This is a genomic window from Escherichia sp. WS547 (genome assembly GCF_046486065.1).
Taxonomy (GTDB): domain Bacteria; phylum Pseudomonadota; class Gammaproteobacteria; order Enterobacterales; family Enterobacteriaceae; genus Escherichia; species Escherichia coli.
Genome location: NZ_JBJQMA010000024.1, coordinates 22,921 through 44,137, shown reverse-complemented (window position 1 = coordinate 44,137; position 21,217 = coordinate 22,921). Strand labels below are relative to the sequence as shown.

General features: G+C 51.1%; 15 protein-coding genes. 7 read left to right on the top strand and 8 right to left on the bottom strand.

Annotated features, from left to right (window positions below; translation table 11 throughout):
- Position 1 precedes the first annotated feature (1 nt).
- The 5 genes from ACJHWK_RS18950 to cobO all read left to right on the top strand — a co-directional run bounded on the left by ACJHWK_RS18950 (position 2) and on the right by cobO (position 5,499).
- Positions 2 to 1,372, top strand: a complete 1,371-nt coding sequence (locus ACJHWK_RS18950) for an acyclic terpene utilization AtuA family protein (protein ID WP_001522611.1) — start codon at positions 2 to 4, stop codon at positions 1,370 to 1,372.
- Entirely contained in the window at positions 1,369 to 1,686 is a 318-nt protein-coding gene (locus ACJHWK_RS18945) for a DUF4387 domain-containing protein (protein ID WP_000813947.1), read from the top strand. Before ACJHWK_RS18950 ends, ACJHWK_RS18945 begins: the two co-directional genes overlap by 4 nt.
- A 160-nt stretch (positions 1,687 to 1,846) precedes the next feature.
- Positions 1,847 to 3,127, top strand: coding sequence for a dicarboxylate/amino acid:cation symporter (locus ACJHWK_RS18940; RefSeq protein ID WP_001522609.1), 1,281 nt, complete (start codon positions 1,847 to 1,849; stop codon positions 3,125 to 3,127).
- Positions 3,128 to 3,234: 107 nt separating this feature from the next.
- The gene (locus ACJHWK_RS18935; protein ID WP_001522605.1) at positions 3,235 to 4,887 is read left to right on the top strand and encodes a class I fumarate hydratase; all 1,653 of its coding nucleotides are present in this window, start codon (positions 3,235 to 3,237) and stop codon (positions 4,885 to 4,887) included.
- A gap of 9 nt (positions 4,888 to 4,896) precedes the next feature.
- Positions 4,897 to 5,499: a cob(I)yrinic acid a,c-diamide adenosyltransferase gene (gene cobO / locus ACJHWK_RS18930; RefSeq protein WP_000388202.1), complete on the top strand. Its 603-nt coding sequence runs from the start codon at positions 4,897 to 4,899 to the stop codon at positions 5,497 to 5,499.
- A gap of 33 nt (positions 5,500 to 5,532) precedes the next feature.
- Here the strand turns inward: cobO and ACJHWK_RS18925 are convergent, their stop codons facing one another.
- Positions 5,533 to 6,438 carry a LysR family transcriptional regulator gene (locus tag ACJHWK_RS18925; RefSeq protein ID WP_001522604.1) on the bottom strand — a complete coding sequence of 302 codons (906 nt, stop codon included), beginning with the start codon at positions 6,436 to 6,438 and terminating at the stop codon, positions 5,533 to 5,535.
- 589 nt (positions 6,439 to 7,027) lie between these two features.
- On the opposite strand from ACJHWK_RS18925, the gene ACJHWK_RS18920 reads away from it, so the two are divergent.
- Positions 7,028 to 8,425: an RtcB family protein gene (locus tag ACJHWK_RS18920; RefSeq protein ID WP_001522602.1), complete on the top strand. Its 1,398-nt coding sequence runs from the start codon at positions 7,028 to 7,030 to the stop codon at positions 8,423 to 8,425.
- Between the two features lie 144 nt (positions 8,426 to 8,569).
- Here ACJHWK_RS18920 and mngB read toward each other — a convergent pair whose 3' ends face one another.
- Both mngB and mngA read right to left on the bottom strand, forming a co-directional pair.
- Complete coding sequence (gene mngB / locus ACJHWK_RS18915; protein WP_001522599.1) at positions 8,570 to 11,203, bottom strand: mannosylglycerate hydrolase; 2,634 nt, start codon at positions 11,201 to 11,203, stop codon at positions 8,570 to 8,572.
- Positions 11,204 to 11,220: 17 nt separating this feature from the next.
- Positions 11,221 to 13,137, bottom strand: coding sequence for a PTS 2-O-a-mannosyl-D-glycerate transporter subunit IIABC (gene mngA / locus ACJHWK_RS18910; protein ID WP_001577992.1), 1,917 nt, complete (start codon positions 13,135 to 13,137; stop codon positions 11,221 to 11,223).
- A gap of 169 nt (positions 13,138 to 13,306) precedes the next feature.
- Between mngA and mngR the strand changes: the two genes are divergently transcribed.
- Positions 13,307 to 14,029: a mannosyl-D-glycerate transport/metabolism system transcriptional repressor MngR gene (mngR, locus tag ACJHWK_RS18905; RefSeq protein WP_001522592.1), complete on the top strand. Its 723-nt coding sequence runs from the start codon at positions 13,307 to 13,309 to the stop codon at positions 14,027 to 14,029.
- Positions 14,030 to 14,132: 103 nt separating this feature from the next.
- On the opposite strand, the gene sucD is transcribed toward mngR, so the two are convergent.
- The 5 genes from sucD to sdhB all read right to left on the bottom strand — a co-directional run bounded on the left by sucD (position 14,133) and on the right by sdhB (position 21,211).
- The gene (gene sucD, locus ACJHWK_RS18900) at positions 14,133 to 15,002 is read right to left on the bottom strand and encodes a succinate--CoA ligase subunit alpha (RefSeq protein WP_000025458.1); all 870 of its coding nucleotides are present in this window, start codon (positions 15,000 to 15,002) and stop codon (positions 14,133 to 14,135) included.
- Positions 15,002 to 16,168, bottom strand: coding sequence for an ADP-forming succinate--CoA ligase subunit beta (gene sucC / locus ACJHWK_RS18895; RefSeq protein ID WP_001048602.1), 1,167 nt, complete (start codon positions 16,166 to 16,168; stop codon positions 15,002 to 15,004). The genes sucD and sucC overlap by 1 nt, the downstream gene beginning before the upstream one ends.
- A gap of 93 nt (positions 16,169 to 16,261) precedes the next feature.
- Positions 16,262 to 17,479, bottom strand: a complete 1,218-nt coding sequence (gene odhB / locus ACJHWK_RS18890) for a 2-oxoglutarate dehydrogenase complex dihydrolipoyllysine-residue succinyltransferase (protein ID WP_000099823.1) — start codon at positions 17,477 to 17,479, stop codon at positions 16,262 to 16,264.
- Positions 17,480 to 17,493: 14 nt separating this feature from the next.
- Complete coding sequence (sucA, locus tag ACJHWK_RS18885; RefSeq protein WP_001522591.1) at positions 17,494 to 20,295, bottom strand: 2-oxoglutarate dehydrogenase E1 component; 2,802 nt, start codon at positions 20,293 to 20,295, stop codon at positions 17,494 to 17,496.
- Positions 20,296 to 20,494: 199 nt separating this feature from the next.
- Complete coding sequence (gene sdhB, locus ACJHWK_RS18880) at positions 20,495 to 21,211, bottom strand: succinate dehydrogenase iron-sulfur subunit SdhB (protein WP_001235254.1); 717 nt, start codon at positions 21,209 to 21,211, stop codon at positions 20,495 to 20,497.
- Positions 21,212 to 21,217 lie beyond the last annotated feature (6 nt).

Sequence of the window (21,217 nt, the reverse complement as noted above, 5' to 3'; positions counted from 1 at the left end):
AATGGCTCGTTCTTTTAAAGTCTTATCGCCAACGGCAATCCTCGGGTATGGATTCCCGGAAGAGAGCTTCCGCAAAGCGATGGCAGAATCGCCCGATCTGATCGCCGTTGATGCAGGCTCTTCCGATCCAGGCCCCCACTACCTCGGGGCAGGCAAACCGTTTACCGATCGCGCAGGGGTCAAGCGCGATCTGCGCTATATGATCACCGCAGGCGTGCAAAATAATATACCGGTGGTGATCGGAACGGCTGGCGGTTCTGGTGCCGCACCACACCTGGAGTGGTGCCGAGAAATAATTCATGAGATTGCCCGGGAAGAGCACCTCTCGTTCTCGATGGCGCTGATCCCGGCAGACGTTGACAAAGCCATCGTCCACCAGGCGCTGGATAACGGCAAAATCACGGCGCTGGATTTTGTCCCGCCGTTAACCCACGACGCGATTGACGAAAGTACGTATATCGTCGCGCAAATGGGCATCGAACCCTTCCAGCAGGCGCTGAAAGAAGGCGCGCAAGTGGTGCTGGGCGGGCGCGCTTACGACCCGGCCTGCTTTGCTGCGCTTCCGATCATGCAAGGCTTTGATGAAGGTCTGGCGCTGCATTGTGGGAAAATCCTTGAATGCGCGGCAATCGCCGCAACGCCCGGCTCAGGCTCTGACTGTGCGATGGGCATCATTGATGACAACGGCTTTACGCTGAAGACATTTAATCCGAAGCGTAAATTTACCGAAACGTCAGCGGCTGCACACACACTGTATGAGAAATCCGATCCCTACTTCCTGCCTGGACCTGGCGGCGTGTTGAACCTGAAAGGCTGCACATTTAAAGCGGTCAATGACAGCGAAGTGTACGTCAGCGGTTCTAAGCATGAAGAAACGCCGTATGCCCTGAAACTGGAAGGTGCGCGACGGGTGGGCTTCCGCTGTCTGACCATCGCCGGAACGCGCGACCCGATCATGATCGCCGGGATCGATAAAATCATCGATGAAGTCAAAACCAGCGTTTCGCGTAACCTGTCGCTCGACGATGACAGCATTCACATCAATTTCCACCTGTACGGCAAAAACGGGGTGATGGGCGACCATGAACCGATGCAAACTGCCGGGCATGAGCTGGGGATTGTCCTAGATGTAGTTGCGCCGACCCAGGAGATTGCCAACAGCGTTTGCTCGCTGGTGCGCTCTACTATGCTGCACTACGGCTATGAAAACCGCATCGCTACCGCAGGCAACCTGGCGTTTCCGTTCTCCCCTTCTGATATCCAGGGCGGGCCAGTATACGAATTTTCCATATATCACCTGATTGAAGCCAACGACGCTCTGCGTTTTGATTTCCATATTGAACAGGTGACGCCAGAAGGAGTTCAGGCATGAAACAGTCAATTGTCTCACTGGCGCAAGTCATTCGTTCGAAAAATGCCGGACCTTACGAACTGGTTTTAGATATTTTATTTAAAACGAAAGAAAACTATGAGCGAGTTAAATCATCAGGGCAATTAACCCCAGAACTGATTGCGCGCTTATATCATGTTGAACCTGACTTTATTCACCGTATTGTCTGGTTTGATCCTTCTAACGCAGTAAAAATCGTCATGCCACGAGATATTATCTCCGGGAATGTAGGTGACAATGATGTCTATGGTGCACAGCAACATGCACCTTTATTAAATATGAGTTTCGATTTGTAAAAATCCGAATACTTTTAGCCAACTGACATCCCGTCACTTATTGCAGTTCAACACTTCAGCTATTTGTAAGGTTGTAATAGCAGGTAGGTGCCTGAATCTCTATTCAGGCATCTACTTCTCCTGATTCTGATTTATCGCCGTGCACCTGATGGAGGAAAAAATGAAGAAAATAAGTTTAACCACGATGATTCTTTTGGCGCTGGTACTTGGAGTGATTATCGGCGTAGTGCTCAATAACACTGCTTCACCGGAAACCGCAAAACTCTATGCGCAAGAAATATCGATATTCACGACGATTTTCTTACGACTGATAAAAATGATTATCGCTCCGTTAGTGGCCTCTACCCTGGTGGTAGGTATAGCTAAAATGGGAGATGCCAAAGCCCTTGGTCGTATTTTTTCTAAAACACTCTTTTTATTTATTTGCGCCTCATTGCTGTCAATTGCCTTAGGCTTGATAACAGTAAATTTCTTCATGCCAGGCACAGGAATTAATTTTGTTGCACACGGAGCCGAAACCACCGGAGTGGTCGCGTCAGAACCCTTTACGCTAAAAGTATTTATTTCGCATGCTTTCCCCACCAGCATTGTCGATGCCATGGCGCACAATGAAATTTTGCAAATCGTGGTGTTCTCAATTTTCCTCGGCTGTAGCCTGACGGCGATTGGCGAGAAAGGCAGCGCCATCGTTCACGCCTTAGATTCGCTGGCACATGCCATGTTAAAGCTCACTGGCTACGTCATGCTCTTCGCTCCCCTGACCGTATTCGCTGCTATTTCAGCATTGATTGCTGAACGAGGACTGGCAGTTATGGTGAGCGCCGGGATCTTTATGGGTGAATTTTATTTCACCATGTTATTACTTTGGGTGCTGCTTATCGGTCTGGCCATCGTTTATGTCGGCCCCTGCATCAGACGCCTGACCCGCGCCCTTTCGGAACCCGCCCTGCTGGCATTTACCACATCCAGTTCTGAAGCGGCTTTTCCGGGAACGCTTGAAAAACTGGAGCAATTTGGCGTTTCCCCCAAAATTGCCAGCTTTGTCTTACCCATTGGCTACTCATTTAATCTCGTTGGATCAATGGCCTACTGCTCCTTCGCCACAGTTTTCATCGCCCAGGCCTGCAATATCCATTTATCCATCGGTGAGCAAATCACCATGCTGTTGATCCTGATGTTGACCTCGAAAGGAATGGCTGGCGTACCACGCGCCTCAATGGTGGTTATCGCCGCCACGCTCAACCAGTTCAATATTCCGGAAGCGGGGCTGATCTTGCTGATGGGCGTTGATCCGTTCCTTGATATGGGGCGTTCCGCGACAAACGTCATGAGCAACGCAATGGGCGCTGCGATGGTGAGTCGGTGGGAAGGCGAACATTTCGGCGAGGGTTGTCGGGGTAAAGCATTAAAACCCAATGAATCGAACGTTGCTCTGCCCTGAGGGGGATCTTAAGCAATCAGAAGCCAATGACTACGCATTTTTATAAGCCGGATCATGAAGTTAGACGGCAATTAAGTAACACTAACGTTTAAGGTGAAAAGTGAAATATGTCCAAACCATTTATCTGGCAAGAACCGTTTCTACAAAATAAAGACGGTACAGAATATACATTAATTAGCGATCAACATATTACAGTAACGGAATTAGACGGCGAAGAAGTGATAAAAATCGCTCCTGAAGCATTAACGCTGCTTGCCCGGCAGGCATTTTATGAAGCCTCTTTTTTCTTACGTTCCGCTCATTTGCAACAGGTCGCCAGCATTCTTAACGATCCGCAGGCCAGTAGTAATGATAAATACGTTGCGTTGCAGTTATTACGTAATGCTGAAGTCTCAGCAAAAGGGATATTACCCAACTGTCAGGATACCGGCACCGCAACTATTGTTGCCAGTAAAGGGCAACAGATATGGACGGGAGGTAACGACGCTGAAGCCTTAAGCAAAGGCATTTACAGTACTTTCCAGGAAAATAATCTGCGCTTTTCACAAAATGCGCCGCTGGATATGTATACCGAAGTCAATACGCAAACCAATCTCCCGGCGCAGATTGATATCAGCGCTGTCGCTGGTAATGAGTACCATTTTCTCTGTGTTAATAAAGGGGGCGGCTCCGCCAATAAAGCCGCACTTTATCAGGAAACCAAATCCTTATTGCAACCAGAAAAACTGACCGCATTTTTAATCGAAAAAATGAAATCGCTGGGCACCGCTGCCTGCCCGCCTTACCACATCGCCTTTGTCGTCGGAGGGCTTTCAGCCGATCAAACCTTAAAAGTTGCCAAGCTGGCCTCAACGAAATATTACGACAATTTGCCCACCAGCGGAAACGAGCAGGGACAAGCATTCCGTGATATTGAGCTGGAAAAAGTGTTGCTCGAGGCCAGTCAGCAATTTGGTATTGGTGCGCAATTTGGGGGTAAATATTTCGCTCATGATATTCGCGTCATTCGTCTGCCGCGTCACGGTGGCTCTTGCCCGATAGCTATGGCGCTCTCCTGTTCTGCCGATCGCAATATCAAAGCAAAAATTAACAAGCACGGTATCTGGCTGGAAAAACTCGAACACAATCCGGGGCAATATATTCCAGCCTCACTGCGGGAAGAAAATCACGCGCCACATGTACAACTGGATCTAAACCGTCCGTTGCGTGACGTGATGCAGGATCTCGCCAGATTACCGGTAGGCACCCGCGTGTCGTTAAATGGTCCCATCGTAGTGGCGCGCGATATCGCCCATGCCAAAATAAAAGCGCGGCTGGATAGCGGCGAACCGATGCCGGATTACCTGAAGCATCATATTGTCTATTACGCTGGCCCGGCGAAAACACCGGAGAACATGGCCTGCGGTTCACTGGGTCCAACCACGGGCGGTCGAATGGACGGTTATGTCGATACCTTCCAGGCGGCTGGCGGCAGTCTGGTGATGTTATCGAAAGGTAACCGCAGCCAGCAGGTCACCGATGCCTGTCACAAACATGGTGGCTTCAATCTGGGTAGTATTGGCGGTGCAGCTGCGTTACTGGCGCAAGAATATGTCAAAAGTCTGCGTTGCCTGGAATACCCGGAGCTGGGTATGGAAGCGGTGTGGATGATGGAAGTGGAAAATCTGCCCGCATTCATCCTGGTAGATGATAAAGGCAATAATTTCTTTAGTCAGTTTGAGCAGCAACACCGCTGCGCCAGTTGCCCTGCGGGACATTAAGGAAAATGAATGGAAGCGCGAATTTCAACTGAACGGCATGTGCAGCGCCAGCAGAAATTGAAGGAACAGGTCGATACGCGCATCGCGGCGGCGATAGAGAAAAAAGGGATTTTGATTGTTTTCACCGGCAATGGCAAAGGGAAATCCACTGCCGCGTTTGGTACTGTGACGCGCGCGGTGGGTCATGGCAAAACGGTGGGGGTTGCGCAGTACATCAAGGGGCAATGGGACAACGGCGAATACAACCTTCTCCAGCCGCTGGGGGTTGAGTTTCATATTATGGGAACCGGTTTTACCTGGGAGACACAGAACCGGCAAGCGGATATCGACGCGGCGAAAGAGGTCTGGTCGGAAAGCAAACGGATGCTGGCTGACAAGCGTTACGACTTAGTGGTGCTTGATGAGCTGACCTATATGCTGGCTTACCATTATCTGGATACCGAAGAAGTGATCGCTTCTCTGCAAAACCGCCCGGCACAACAAAGTGTCATTGTCACCGGACGCGGTTGCCACAGTCAGATATTAAAAATGGCGGATACGGTCAGCGAAATCCGCCCCGTCAAACATGCTTTTGATAACGGCATTCAGGCCCAGCCGGGTATCGACTGGTAATAACTGCGCCTGGCATCCCGCCAGGCGCAGGTTTTACATCTCCTGCGGTACAACCGATTTCGCCAGCAACCATTCACGAAATTGCTGCAAGTGCGGTGAGTCAGACTTCTCTTCCTGCCACGTCATAATAAAACGATTACCGGTACGAATAGGCACATCACAGGGAATCACCATATCGCCACTATCCAAATCATGTTGAATAGCGAACCGTGGTAACAGCGCCACGCCGAGATTAGAGCGCACGGCGGCAATCAGCATTGAAAGCAAATCGAAACGTGGTCCGTTGTTGACCAGCGGACTGCTAACGCCAGATAAGGCAAACCACTCTTCCCAGCCAGTAATACGGGTACTTTGATGCAGAAGTGGTAACTCTGTAAGCAGTTCTGCCACTGACAGTTTTTGATCGGACATTGCAAGCAAACTGCCGCTGCATACCGGCAAAATCTCCTCATCAAAGAGATATTCTACTTCCGCCCAGGGCGCGCAAAAATTTTCGCGCATAATGACAGCATCGTACTCCCGATTAAGAAAATCGCCGTTATTAGCTAAAGAGTGAATATTAACAATAATATCGGGATGTAACTTTGTGAATTCATGTAAATTTGGGATTAACCAGTGGGTACTAAACGTAGGATTCACGGCAAGTTCAATAACCTGAACCGTAGGCTGCCAGGTCATAATGGTATTGGTATCGCGTTCCAGCTTATTTAATGTTTCTTTTACTATCCCCAGGTAATACTTCCCTGCATCATTAAGAAAAATGCGTTTTTTAGAGTGTGAAAATAACGGAGTATGTAAAAATTCCTCCAGCGCACTTACTTGTCTGAATACTGCACTTTGGGTTAACGCTAACTCCTCTGCCGCTCTGGTATAACTTTCATAACGTGCGACGACCTCAAAAGTCACCAGCAGCTCCGTTTTAGGTATTTTTCCTCGCATAATTCCGTCCGTGAAAAAATAACAATTCAAAAATTATTTTATAAAAAACAGTAGCACTAATGAATATCATAATTCAAATAAACAAACCAGTCAGCTATATGTCTAACCAGGAAAATAAAGTGACAATAATCCTAAAACAGGAATTTCACCTCAGTTATCCGCATGCAATACTTTAAAGCTATTATTGCAAGAATATTATTCATATACATGAATATACTCTAAATAAGTCAAGTTGCAGGAAGGGAACAAATAATGAATTTCCAGAAGCTTACATAAGTAAGTGACCTGAGTGAGCGAACATCGATGCAGCACATGCAACTTGAATTATGACAAGTATACAATGATAAATTTATATACCCTATGTTATATATTATCTATGTCCGGTTAAATTGAATGAGTCATGGCCTTAAAAGACTTCACAAAAGATAATTCCTCTTTAACAATAAGCCAGATTTACCACTTGTAAAACTTGCTATCGCCACATACACTACGCGCGTTTTCTTTCCCTTTTGCTGGCTGCTGACCGGAAAGACAAAATTACCCTCGCAATACAGGGGGTTGTTTAACGTCTATATTTCAGGACAGCGTTATGCATCATCTTTCAAGGCTTGATAAAGCCTTTCTGCGCAAAGGGATCCAACTTTCCCGCGCCAACAATATTGTTTCATTATCTCGTCCATCAGGTGCCAGTGCCCGCGTACTGCTGCCGGACGAACTGCCGCTGGAAGAAAAAGCAGTAACACAACTGCTTGATTTTGCAGAAGCGAAGCTACCAGACCACCCAGGTTATGTGCGCCAGACGTGCGCGACGCCAGATTTTCATCCCGGCAATGGCGTCCCCGTTGGCGCGGTGGTGGCCTCAACGCCGGATTTAGTCATTCCCGCCGCCATCGGCACCGATATTTCTTGTGGCATGCGGCTGCTGACGACCGGATTAACACTTGAGCAAGCCGAAGCGCATAAAGACGTCATCGCTCAGCGGTTAACGCAAGTGCTACTGCAAAATGAGCGCGATGTTCCGTTATCCGCACAGGCGTTCACCGCGCTTTTTGATGGCGGACCGGCAGATTGCGTGTCGACCTTGCCATCAGCAGGTCTCTGGACACGCACGAATATCCCCCGAATGGTACAAGAGATTGACCGCTGCATTGGGCTTAACGAGCATAACAGTCATTCGCGTTATGCCCCACCCGCCCTGCTGGCAACGGACCGCGCATTACTCCGCGATCCTTGTCTGGGTACGCCGGGTTCAGGTAATCATTTTATTGAACTTCAGGTCGTTGATAGCGTGGTTGATCGCCATGTAGCCTGGCAACAAGGGCTGAAAACAGGCGATATTGTGGTGATGATCCACAGTGGATCGCGAGATGTTGGCTTTTACGTCGGAAGACGCTGGATGGATCGCGCCCGTGCTGAATGGCCCACCGGACATAAACATCCACAAAGCGGGTTATATGGTCTGGCAGGCGGACTGGCGGAGGAATATCTACAAGCGATAGGAATGGCGGCGCGTTACGCGTGGTTAAATCGCGTCACAATTGCCGAAATGGTGCGCGTATGTCTCGCCAATCTCTTTCATCAGGACAATTCGCATCTGGTGGTGGATGTACCACATAACATCATCCTTCGCGAGCATGAAATGAATATTCATCGCAAAGGTGCAACACCGGCACGAGTGGGCGATCTGGCATTAATCCCCGGTTCAATGGGCGATTATTCGTGGCTTGCAGTCGGTTGCGGCAACCCGGAGTGGCTGTGGTCATGCAGTCACGGAGCAGGACGCAGCCAGCGTCGACAGGCCATGCGCTCAAGCGCGACTGAAGAGTCAACGCTGCCGTGGCAATGCGTCACATTGCGTGAAGAACGACGTCTTGAAGAAGCGCCAGCGGCTTATAAAGATATTGGTCCGGTTATCGAAGCCCAACAAGAAGCCGGATTAATTCAGCCAGCGGTCAGATTTCGACCGTGGTTAACGTTTAAGGGGTAACTGAAATGATAAATGGCCTGCGGTTCTCACGCAGGTCAAATCTGGTATCTGCGTAAGCTAACAAACTTGTTTATCAACAATCTCAGGCCATCCGAAGATGGCCTGAAATTATTGCCCCCCTTAGATACACTTTTAGCGCAATAATCAGCCAAGGCGGTAGCTAAATGTCCGTGACTGCCCCGGTAAAAATGCCCCCAGTTCCTTTAAATTATCTCTTTCCGCTGTGCTGATGCTTTCATCCATCATCGTTTGCGTACATGAAATCACCTCACGACTGAACGCGACAGTTGCCTCACAGGTTGTCGATTCTGCCGGATTAAACAGTCGCAATACCACTTCTTGCCGGTCTTCCGCTTTTTTAAGAGCGCTAATCAGGCATCCCACAGGGGGCATTTTCAGCAAGCTATAGCTTTCCGGCACATTGAATCCGGCTTTATTTAACTTCATCGCATCCCACGGGATTTTGTTGTAACACTGTACTGGCGTCAGCCATGCACGCGCCTGCTGGGCTACACCGGCGGTCGAAGGCGTACCTGTATAACTAAATAAGCTCAGACGGCAGCTAAAGGAGCCACGTAATTGTGAATCGGGCACCGGCATTTTTATACCCGAAGGACGTCCAGGCCTTAAAAGCAGATCTTCTTTCCCCAGTAAGCCCACGCCACGCAGCAACGTAATGGCAAAGGTTTTCTTCTCTTCACCGATGACTTCGAATTCACGTAGCCCTTCGCTAAAGACAGCCAGACCGTTACGCCCTTCCTGTAAGGCAGCATAGTTGAGCATATTCCACACCGGAACAGGCGCTTCTTTCCAGCCTTCTTGTTGCCAGACATCCATCGCACTGTCGCTCACCGGGCGCGTTAGCGAACCAAACTGGGTATCGGCCAGAACATTGTCGGTGTTGAAAGGTGTAGGGACCAGGACGCGAAGGCGATGATCGTCAGCCTGGTTATCAAGGTTGATAACCACATCAATGCGCCTGCTGTTATCACTCAGAGTGACAACCAACTCCACCCCTACTCTACCCGTGCATTGCCGTGCGCTGCGTTCTTGTAGATTACGCGGCACCGCCATGTCATAGCGGATAACAGCCCTGCTCTGCCAGGCCTCATGAATAATCTCGCATTGCGGTTTCGCATTCGCCGAAGTAATTACCCACTCTTCTTTTGCAGGTGAATAGTCATATTCATCACCATCATCAGAGCTTTCTTCAATTTGCAATACCCGGTCATAGCGCACACCGCTGTCTTTATCTACCAGTTGTAGCGTTCCATCCTCATTGAGCGCAATTTGCCAGAAAGCATTTTCCAGTATCCCTTCAGCGTCACTTTTTGCCGCAATCACGTTGCCAGGCTGATTCGTTTCGATATAAAGCGTGCGATAGCCCATAGAAGGGACAATCTGGTTGATCTGAATATCAAACTCCATAAAGGGATCGTAATTACCGTAATGAACGATTTGCCGATCGATTAGGCCAGGATCGATCTCACGGGCATGGCGAATAAAATACGGTACAGGCTGACCGCGATCGTCCCGCAAATTAAACTGGCTAGCGCGCAGCCGCACAGTGGTGTTGATCACTTCTTCCCGCGGCCAGGGCATCAGGTTAAACAGCACAAGTTTGTCGGCATCACTCTGTGGCATGTTATCGGCAATTTTGCGCATGTAGAAACGAATCAGATTATCCGCCATGTCTTCAGCCAGTTCGAAGCGGGCGACGATTTCGCGATGAACTTTGTCACTGCAACAACAACCGATACTGTCGTGGGCATGATTTTTTAAGATCTCTTTCCACATTTTCTCCAGCAAGCCGTGGTGGTATTCAAAACCTAAAGTCCAGGCCAGTGTTGCCAGCGGTTCCAGCAGATTAACAATCTTATTTTCAATACGCGCGTGGGCAATTTTGATATCCATGCGCGTGGAACCGATGGTGCGATGCACGCGCATATATTTGCCATCGATAAATTCACCTTTGAGGGTCGCCAGATTATCTCGCTGCGCTTCAATCTGTTCGAATACCTCTTCAAAGCGGCTCATCACAAACTTTCGTTGAGGATAAATTTCGCGAAGTTTCTCCATCACTTCGAAGATATTTTGCTGCAATGGCATCTGATCATGACCATTCGGCAATAAAATTTCTTTGGTTACTGACGCTTTTTCCAGCACGTCAAAATAACTGTCGAGACGTTTGCGTAATCCGTCTTCGTCGGCAGGTAAGTACTTACCGATGGCGTAGCCCAGCGGCAGCACCTGCGCCGTCACTTCGCTACCATCACTGCTTTGCCACAAAAACTCGGTTTTATCAGTACCGTGGCGCTCAGAACATCCGCGCCAGAACATGGTGCGGGTAATGCCAAATCCATTGTAAATATGCGGCAGTTGCCCGGACATGCCAAAGGAATCTGGTAAATAACCTATTTTCATCGGCTCGCCAAACGCGAGGCAGTCACGCATTCCGTACATCAGATTACGGACGATGGATTCCGCAGAAACAATCGTGGTATCGGTCTGGGTATACCAGGGGCCGATAATCAACTTACCGGCTTCTACCAGTTTCTTCACGCGCTCTTTGTTTTCCGGTTTCACCGCGAAATAATCTTCGAGGATCGCCGTTTGCCCGTCGAGTACGTAATATTTGTATTCGTTGTCCTGTTCCAGTCGGCGCAGGATCTCTTCCATATTATTGACCAGCAGAATGCGTGACTCTTCGGTGGTGAAATACCACTCCCGATCCCAGTGCATATGCGGGGTGATGTGAACGCGAGATACCGCTTTCATCGTCGTTTCCTTTTTGTTTATGGCATTACGCCATCAGTCAGATAGTTGCCATGCTTAACCGCGTGACGCCGCCAGATCAGGAGAATTGCAGTCGAGATTGCAGCCCCCACCAATGCCGCACCAAACCAGCCAATTGCCGCCATAACACCGCCCGCGCCATTATCATGAAGTAAAAAGAGCGAGAAAATGCCGGCACCGGGTGTCGAAAGGCCGATATTCATCGCGCCGACAATAGCGCCCGTTACCATAGAGCCCAGCACAAACGAACCAATAACCCGCAGCGGATCTTCAATCGCCATCGGGATCGCCCCTTCGGTAATACCTGCCAGCCCTAACAGCCAGGTGGATTTCCCGGTCTCAATTTCAAACTCTTTAAACAGGCGCGGTGCGAGCATCGTGGAAGCGGTTACGGTAAATGCCGAAACCATTTTGACGGAGGCGAAAATGGCATACGGGCCGTAAACGCCGTTCGCCATTGCGCCCAGGCAGAATGCATAAGCGGCTTTGTTCACTGGCCCTCCAAGGTCAAAGGAACACATAAAACCGAGAATGGCACCCAGCAACAGCGCGTTACTTCCTGACAGACCGTTCAGCCAGGCGGTAAGCGAGTTATTGATCCAGGCGACAGGTTCCCCCACCACAAACAGCATCAGACTGCCCGCTCCCAACGTACCGAGCACCGGGTAGAGATAAAAAGTCAGGAATCCATTGAATTTACTGCTAAGACGTAAGTGATTTTTCACCCAGCGCATCAGATAACCGGCTATCAATCCGCCAACGACCGCGCCGAGAAACCCGGAACCGATCATGTTGGCGGCAAGTCCAGCCGCAAAGCCCGGCGCTAACGCCGGTTTATCTGCCAGCGAATAGGCGGTATAGGCTGCCAGCACCGGCACCATCAAAATCCCGAGCATCCCGCCGCCCAGTTTGCGGTACATCCACAACCAGGAGTTTTCTTCATTAAATAGATCTTGTAGCCCGAAGATTTGCGACAGTAATACCGCAACCGCCAGCACCGTACCCCCCGCGACAATCAACGGCACGGCGAAAGAGATCCCGCTTAACAGCGCCTGTTTCAGCTCCGTTTTGACGCTTTTCGCCGGTTGCGTATCTTGCTGTACGGTACGCGTCTCACCGCTACGCTCGAGGGTCAGTGCTTGTTGGATCAACGCTTCAGCATGGCGAATCGGCTCGGCAACAGGCACTGAAAGCGCGGGAATGCCGTTAAAACGCTCACTCTCCTTGATGGCGACTTCAGCCGCAAAAATACAGGCGGTTGCACTATTGAGTTGCTCTGCCGTTAAACGCCCTTCAATACCGTTAGCGCCTTGTTTTTCAACGTAGACATTCACGCCGAGTTTGCGTCCGGCTTTTTCCAGATATTCCGCAGCCATATAGGTGTGAGCAATACCCGCCGGGCAGGCCGTTACGCAGACGATAGTTGGCGCGTTGGAAAAAGAAGCTGAGGGTTGCGTGCCTCCCTTGTCATCCAGCGCCGAAAGCAATTCATCAGGCGTCGTCGCCGACTGTATACGCGCCCGTATCTCATCATCCGCCAGGCGCGTGGTCAGCGCTGTCAGCAGTTGCATGTGCGTAGTACCCGCTTCATTGGGGGGAATCGCCAGCAACACCACTAAATCAACCGCTTCCGGGCCATCCACGCCTTCCCACTGAAGCGGCTCACTCAGTGTCGCAACGGCAAACGCTGCTTCTTTTACCGCAGCAGTTTTACCATGCGGCACAGCCAACCCTTCACCTAAGGCGGTCGGGCCAAGGCTTTCACGGCGATACACTTCTTCCAGAAATTGCTCAGTACTGGAAATTTTCCCCAGAGCAGCAAGACGTTGAGTCAACGCGTGGATGGCCTCTTCACGGCTGGTAAAGCGCGCATTCAGACACAACGCATCGCGGTGGGTCAGAGTCGTCAGGTTCATCATGATCCTCACTTGATCGTTTTTATAGTCGCGCCAGTGTGCCCGATAAAACAATACTATTATGTGATCAATTTCACTTGATTGAAATTATTTGTATTGTATTTGTATTATTTACAGGATGAATTTATCGTGCATAATGGCTAAATTCGTATTAATGAGATGCTAAATAATGGGACGGAAACCCTTATATCGACAGATTGCCGATCGCATTCGTGAGCAAATTGCGCGTGGCGAGCTAAAACCTGGCGATGCGTTACCTACCGAATCGGCATTGCAAACAAAGTTTGGCGTCAGCCGGGTTACGGTGCGTCAGGCTTTGCGCCAGCTAGTCGAGCAACAGATCCTCGAAAGCATTCAGGGCAGCGGGACTTACGTCAAAGAAGAGCGGGTCAATTACGATATTTTTCAGTTAACCAGTTTTGATGAAAAACTGTCGGACCGTCACGTCGATACACACAGTGAAGTTCTGATATTTGAAGTGATTCCGGCTGACGATTTTCTTCAGCAACAGCTACAAATCATCGCGCAGGATCGTGTGTGGCATGTGAAGCGCGTGCGCTATCGCAAGCAAAAGCCAATGGCGCTGGAAGAAACCTGGATGCCGCTTGCGTTGTTCCCGGATCTCACCTGGCAGGTTATGGAAAATTCGAAATATCACTTTATTGAAGAAGTGAAGAAAATGGTTATCGATCGTAGCGAACAGGAAATCATTCCTCTGATGCCAACCGAAGAGATGAGCCGTCTGCTTAATATCAGCCAGTCTAAGCCGATTCTTGAAAAAGTATCGCGTGGATATTTAGTTGATGGCCGGGTGTTTGAATATAGCCGCAACGCTTTTAATACTGATGACTATAAATTTACCCTGATAGCGCAGCGAAAATCATCGCGATAAGCATAAAAAAGGCCATCATACGATGGCCAACCATGTCGAAACCGACAGCCCTTCGCCATTCCTGTAGAGGGAAGCGGCGAGGGCTATTTCTTATTACAGATATTTATTTCAGAACAGTTTTCAGTGCTTCACCGATATCCGCCAGGCTGCGAACGGTTTTCACGCCTGCGGCTTCCAGAGCAGCGAATTTCTCATCCGCAGTCCCTTTACCACCGGCAATGATGGCACCTGCGTGGCCCATACGTTTGCCTTTCGGCGCAGTCACACCAGCGATGTAACCTACAACTGGCTTGGTAACGTGCTCTTTGATGTACGCAGCCGCTTCTTCTTCAGCGCTACCGCCGATCTCACCGATCATCACGATCGCTTCGGTCTGCGGATCTTTTTCGAACATTTCGAGAATGTCGATAAAGTTAGAGCCAGGGATCGGATCGCCGCCGATACCAACACAGGTCGACTGACCGAAACCGTAATCCGTGGTCTGTTTAACCGCTTCATAGGTCAGTGTACCGGAACGGGAAACGATACCCACTTTACCCGGTTTGTGAATGTGACCAGGCTGGATACCGATTTTGCATTCACCCGGAGTGATAACGCCTGGGCAGTTCGGGCCGATCATACGAACGCCAGCTTCGTCCAGTTTCACTTTCACAGTCAGCATATCCAGCGTCGGGATGCCTTCAGTGATGGTGATAATCAGTTTGATGCCTGCATCGATGGCTTCCAGAATGGAGTCTTTGCAGAACGGTGCTGGTACGTAGATAACAGAAGCGGTAGCGCCAGTAGCAGCAACAGCTTCACGCACGGTGTTGAACACCGGCAGGCCGAGGTGGGTGGTGCCGCCTTTACCTGGGGTTACGCCGCCAACCATTTTAGTGCCGTATGCAATGGCCTGTTCTGAGTGGAAAGTCCCCTGGCTACCGGTAAAGCCCTGGCAGATAACCTTGGTGTTTTTATCAATTAAAATGGACATTATTTCCCCTCCACTGCGGCAACAACCTGCTGAGCTGCATCCGTCAGACCTTTTGCTGCAATAATATTCAGGCCGCTGTCAGCCAGTTTCTTCGCGCCGAGTTCGGCGTTGTTACCTTCCAGACGTACCACGACCGGTACGTTAACACCCACTTCCGCTACCGCGCCGATGATACCGTCAGCGATCAGGTCGCAACGAACGATACCGCCGAAGATGTTAACCAGAACGGCTTTCACTTTGTCGTCAGAGAGGATGATTTTGAACGCTTCGGTTACACGTTCTTTGGTTGCGCCGCCGCCAACGTCCAGGAAGTTAGCTGGTTCGCCGCCGTGCAGTTTAACGATGTCCATCGTACCCATCGCCAGACCTGCGCCGTTAACCATACAACCGATGTTACCGTCCAGCGCAACGTAGTTCAGTTCCCACTGTGCAGCCTGTGCTTCACGCGGATCTTCCTGCGACTGGTCACGCATTTCGCGCAGATCAGGCTGGCGGAACAGTGCGTTGCCATCAGCGCCCAGTTTGCCGTCGAGGCAAATCAGATCGCCCTGTTTGGTGATGACCAGTGGGTTGATTTCGATCAGCGCCAGGTCGCGCTCCAGGAAAATGGTCGCCAGGCCCATGAAGATTTTGGTGAACTGCTGAACCAGTTTACCTTCCAGACCCAGTTTGAACGCCAGCTCGCGTCCCTGATACGGCATCGGGCCAGTCAGCGGATCAAGCGCAACTTTATGGATCAGGTGCGGAGTTTCTTCCGCCACTTTTTCGATTTCCACGCCGCCTTCGGTGGAGGCCATAAAGACCACACGACGGGAACTACGGTCAACAACGGCACCGAGATACAGCTCTTTAGCGATATCGGTCGCTGCTTCAACCAGAATCTGGTTAACCGGTTGGCCATTGGCATCTGTTTGATACGTTACCAGACGCTTGCCCAGCCAGTTTTCTGCAAAAGCACGGATGTCTTCTTTGCTGTTTACAACTTTCACACCGCCCGCTTTACCGCGGCCACCAGCGTGAACCTGACATTTCACTACCCACGGACCGGCACCGATTTTTGAAGCGGCTTCTTCTGCTTCGCGCGGAGTAGTACAGGCATAACCCACCGGTGCTGGTAAGCCATAGCGGGCAAAAAGTTGTTTTGCCTGATATTCATGTAAGTTCATGTGTTCTGTCCATCCTTCAGTAATCGTTATCTTTTAAACCGTAGACCGACACCCTATCCACGTCGGTCTACAGTGCAGGTGAAGCTTAAACTACTACACGTCCAGCAGCAGACGCGTCGGATCTTCCAGCAACTCTTTGATCGTTACCAGGAAGCCCACGGATTCGCGACCATCGATCAGACGGTGATCGTAGGACAGCGCCAGGTACATCATCGGCAGGATCTCAACCTGACCATTCACCGCCATCGGACGATCTTTGATAGCGTGCATACCCAGAATTGCGCTCTGCGGCGGGTTGATGATCGGCGTAGACATCAGGGAACCGAACACACCACCGTTGGTGATGGTGAAGTTACCACCGGTCAGATCTTCAACGGTCAGCTTGCCGTCACGGCCTTTAACTGCCAGCTCTTTGATTTTCTTCTCGATGTCTGCCATGCCTAGGGTATCGACATCACGCAGTACCGGCGTCACCAGGCCGCGCGGCGTAGAAACCGCCATGCTGACGTCGAAATAGTTGTGGTAAACCACATCATCGCCGTCGATAGACGCGTTCACTTCCGGGTAACGTTTCAGGGCTTCAACCACCGCTTTCACGTAGAAGGACATAAAGCCCAGACGAATACCGTGACGTTTTTCAAACGCTTCACCGTACTGCTTACGCAGATCCATAATCGGCTTCATGTTGACTTCGTTGAACGTGGTCAGCATAGCGGTGGAGTTTTTCGCTTCCAGCAGACGCTCTGCCACACGCTTACGCAGGCGAGTCATCGGCACACGTTTTTCGCTACGTGCAGCCAGAGCCGGTTGCGCCGCCGGAGCAGCCGCTGCCGGAGCAGACTCTTTCGCCGGGGCTTTCGCCAGATGTTTTTCCACATCTTCACGAGTCAGACGACCACCCACACCGGTGCCTTTAATGGCGCTGGCGTCGAGGTTGTGTTCAGCCAGCAGGCGACGGATCGCCGGGCTTAACGCATCGTTGTTTTGCTCTTCCAGAGACGCCTGCTGGCGTTGCGCCGGAGTGGACGCTTTCTCTTCAGATTTGGCGCTGGTTTCTTTACCGGCGCTGTTGCCTTCACGCAGGCGACCAAGGATCTGACGAGACGTTACCGTTGTACCTTCATCTTCCAGAACCGCATCCAGAATGCCGTCTGCTGATGCCGGTACTTCCAGTACCACTTTGTCAGTTTCGATTTCTACCAGCACTTCATCACGTACGACTGCGTCGCCGGGTTTTTTATGCCAGGTTGCGACGGTGGCATCGGCTACGGATTCAGGCAGGTCAGGGACCAGAATATCTACGCTACTCATTGTGTATCCTTTATTTATTCGACGTTCAGCGCGTCATTAACCAGATCTTGTTGCTGTTTCTGGTGAACGGACATATACCCTACCGCCGGAGAGGCGGAGGCCGGGCGGCCTGCATAACGCAGAGAAGCCCCAAACGGAATCACTTCACGGAAATGATGCTGGCTGCAGTACCATGCGCCCTGGTTGAGCGGCTCTTCCTGGCACCAGACAAAATCCTTGACGTGAGCAAACTGCAGCAACACTTCCTGCATCGCTTTATGCGGGAACGGGTAGAGTTGCTCGATACGCACAATGGCGACATCGTGTTGATTGTTCTTACGACGTTGTTCCAGCAGGTCGTAATAAACCTTACCAGAACACATCACTACGCGCTTCACGCCCTTCGGATCAAGCTCGTCGATTTCACCGATGGCTGGCAGGAAGGTGCCGTTCGCCAGTTCTTCGAGGCTGGATACCGCCAGCGGATGACGCAGCAGGGATTTCGGCGACATCACGACCAGTGGACGACGCATCCCGCGCAACGCCTGACGACGCAGCATGTGGTAAACCTGTGCCGGGGTAGACGGTACGCACACCTGCATGTTTTGCTCAGCGCAAAGTTGCAGATAACGTTCCAGACGCGCGGAGGAGTGCTCCGGTCCCTGCCCTTCGTAACCGTGCGGCAGCAACATCACCAGGCCACACATCCGGCCCCATTTCTGCTCGCCAGAGGAGATGAACTGGTCGATAACCACCTGAGCACCGTTAGCGAAGTCACCGAACTGTGCTTCCCAGATAGTCAGAGTGCGTGGTTCTGCGGTGGCATAACCGTATTCAAACGCCAGCACTGCTTCTTCAGACAGTACGGAGTCCCAGACACGGAACGCGCCCTGGCCGTTATGGATGTGTTGCAGCGGCGTGTAAGTGGAACCGTTAGACTGGTTGTGGATCACCGCGTGGCGGTGGAAGAAGGTACCGCGACCGGAGTCTTCACCCGACAGGCGAACCGGAATGCCTTCGTCAACCAGCGTGGCGTAAGCAAGGTTTTCCGCGCCGCCCCAGTCGAACAGTTTCTCACCGGCTGCCATCGCCTGGCGATCGCCATAAATCTTGGCAACGCGAGACTGCATTTCAACTGCTTCCGGCACCGTGCTGATGCGTTTAGCCAGTTCCTGCAGGCGCTTCATCTCAACTTTGTTCGGGTACTCTTCGTCCCATTCGTGGTTGAGGTACGGCGACCAGGTGAAAGAGTGCATGTTCATCGGACGCCACTCTGCCACTACGCAATCGCCAGCATCCAGCGCATCGCGGTACAGGTTAACCATCTCGGTGGCATCTTCCAGCGTCGCGACTTTTTCCTGCTCCAGCTTGTCAGCGTAGATTTTGCGCGGCGTCGGATGTTTTTTGATTTTCTGATACATCAGCGGCTGGGTTGCGCTCGGCTCGTCGGCTTCGTTGTGGCCGTGACGGCGGTAGCATACCAGGTCGATAAAGACATCACGTTTAAAGGTGTTACGGAAATCGAGCGCCAGACGGGTCACAAAAGCAACGGCTTCCGGATCATCCGCGTTTACGTGGAAAATCGGTGCCTGAACCATCTTACCGATATCAGTACAGTACGGTGTAGAACGAGCATCCAGCGGATTAGAGGTGGTGAAGCCAACCTGGTTGTTGATAACGATACGTACCGTACCGCCAACTTCATAACCACGCGCTTTCGACATGTTCAGGGTTTCCTGAACTACGCCCTGCCCGGTCACTGCGGCGTCACCGTGGATGGTGATTGGCAGCACTTTGTTGCTGCTCGGCTCATCGAGTCTGTCCAGACGGGCACGAACAGAACCGATAACTACCGGGCTGACAATCTCAAGGTGAGACGGGTTAAACGCCAGCGCCAGATGCACCAGGCCGCCATCGGTCTGGAAGTCAGACGAGAAGCCCATGTGGTATTTCACGTCACCCGTGCCGAGGTGTTCTTTATGTTTACCGGCAAACTCGTCGAACAAGTCTTGCGGTTTTTTACCCAGCACGTTCACCAGCACGTTCAGACGACCACGGTGCGCCATCCCGAGAACCACTTCACGGGTGCCGCTGTTGCCAGCGTGGCGGATCATCTCTTTAAGCATCGGGATTAACGCGTCACCGCCTTCCAGCGAGAAGCGTTTTGCGCCAGGGAATTTTGCACCGAGGTAACGTTCAAGGCCTTCAGCGGCGGTCAGTTCGCTTAAGAAGCGTTTTTTCTCTTCGCTATTGAAAGTCGCGCGACCAGACTCGATACGCTGTTGGATCCAGCGTTTTTCTTCGGTGCTGGTAATGTGCATATACTCGGCACCAATCGGGCCGCAGTAGGTTTGCTTGAGGGCTTCCAGCAGCTCGCCGAGTTTCATGGTTTCTTTGCCGCTGGCAAATGAACCGACGTTGAAGGTCTCCTGGAAGTCTGCTTCGGTCAGATCGTGGAAAGACGGATCTAGATCGGCCACTTTATCTTGCTGCCACAGTCCCAGCGGATCGAGATTCGCATGCTGGTGACCACGGAAGCGGTATGCGTTAATGAGCTGCAGGACTTTAACCTGCTTCACATTGGTGTCAGGGTCGGAGATCGTTGAAGAGTAACGTGAAGCGTCTTTCGCCAGGCGGCGGAAATATTCACGCGTTTGAGAGTGGAATTGATCCGGTTTGACTCCCGTACCAGGTAACTGCTGGAACGTCGAACGCCAGTTAGCGTCAACCGAGTCAGGATCGGTTAAGAAGTCTTCATAGAGCTGTTCTATCCAGCTCTGGTTTGCGCCAGAGAGGTAAGAAGAGTCCAACCAGGCTTTCAAAGCGCTGTTCTGCATCGTGATCCCTTAAGCATCTTTTTTATGCTTACTTCGCCGTGGATACTACCACGCACAGTGATGTGCGTGCCGGGGTTCACTTGCGAGCTCTTGTCTACGTAGTGGCTCGCGAAGGAACCTTTAAAAACTGTCTTAGTGTCAGGGGCAGTTTTTAAAGATTTCCTGAATAGCCGGGGATTTCCCCGGCATCAACATTTAATTACGCATTACGCTGCAACAACATCGACTTGATATGCCCGATGGCGCGCGTCGGGTTCAGCCCCTTCGGACATACACTGACGCAGTTCATGATGCTGTGACAGCGGAATACGCTGAATGCATCACTCAAACCGTCAAGGCGACTGTCAGTCTCGGTATCACGGCTATCAATCAGGAAACGATATGCCGCTAACAAACCTGCCGGGCCGATAAACTTATCGGGATTCCACCAGAAAGACGGACAAGAGGTTGAACAACATGCGCAGAGAATACATTCATACAGCCCGTCGAGTTTTTCGCGCTGCTCTGGCATCTGTAAATGCTCGCGAGCTGGCGGATTTTGTCCATTATTCAACAGGTAAGGCTTAATTTTCTCATATTGCGCATAGAATTGTCCCATGTCTACCACCAAATCGCGGATCACCGGTAAACCTGGCAGCGGGCGAATCACAATCTTCTTGCCCGGCTGGTTGAGTGCCGAAATCGGGGTAATACAGGCCAGACCATTCTTGCCGTTCATGTTCAGACCGTCGGAACCGCACACACCTTCACGGCAGGAACGGCGGAACGACAGGCTGGGATCTTTCTCTTTCAGCTGGATAAGCGCATCCAGCAGCATCATGTCGCGACCTTCATCCGCTTCCAGGGTGTAATCCTGCATACGCGGAGCATCATCAACATCCGGGTTATAGCGATAAATTGAAAACTCGAGTCTCATTTTCCT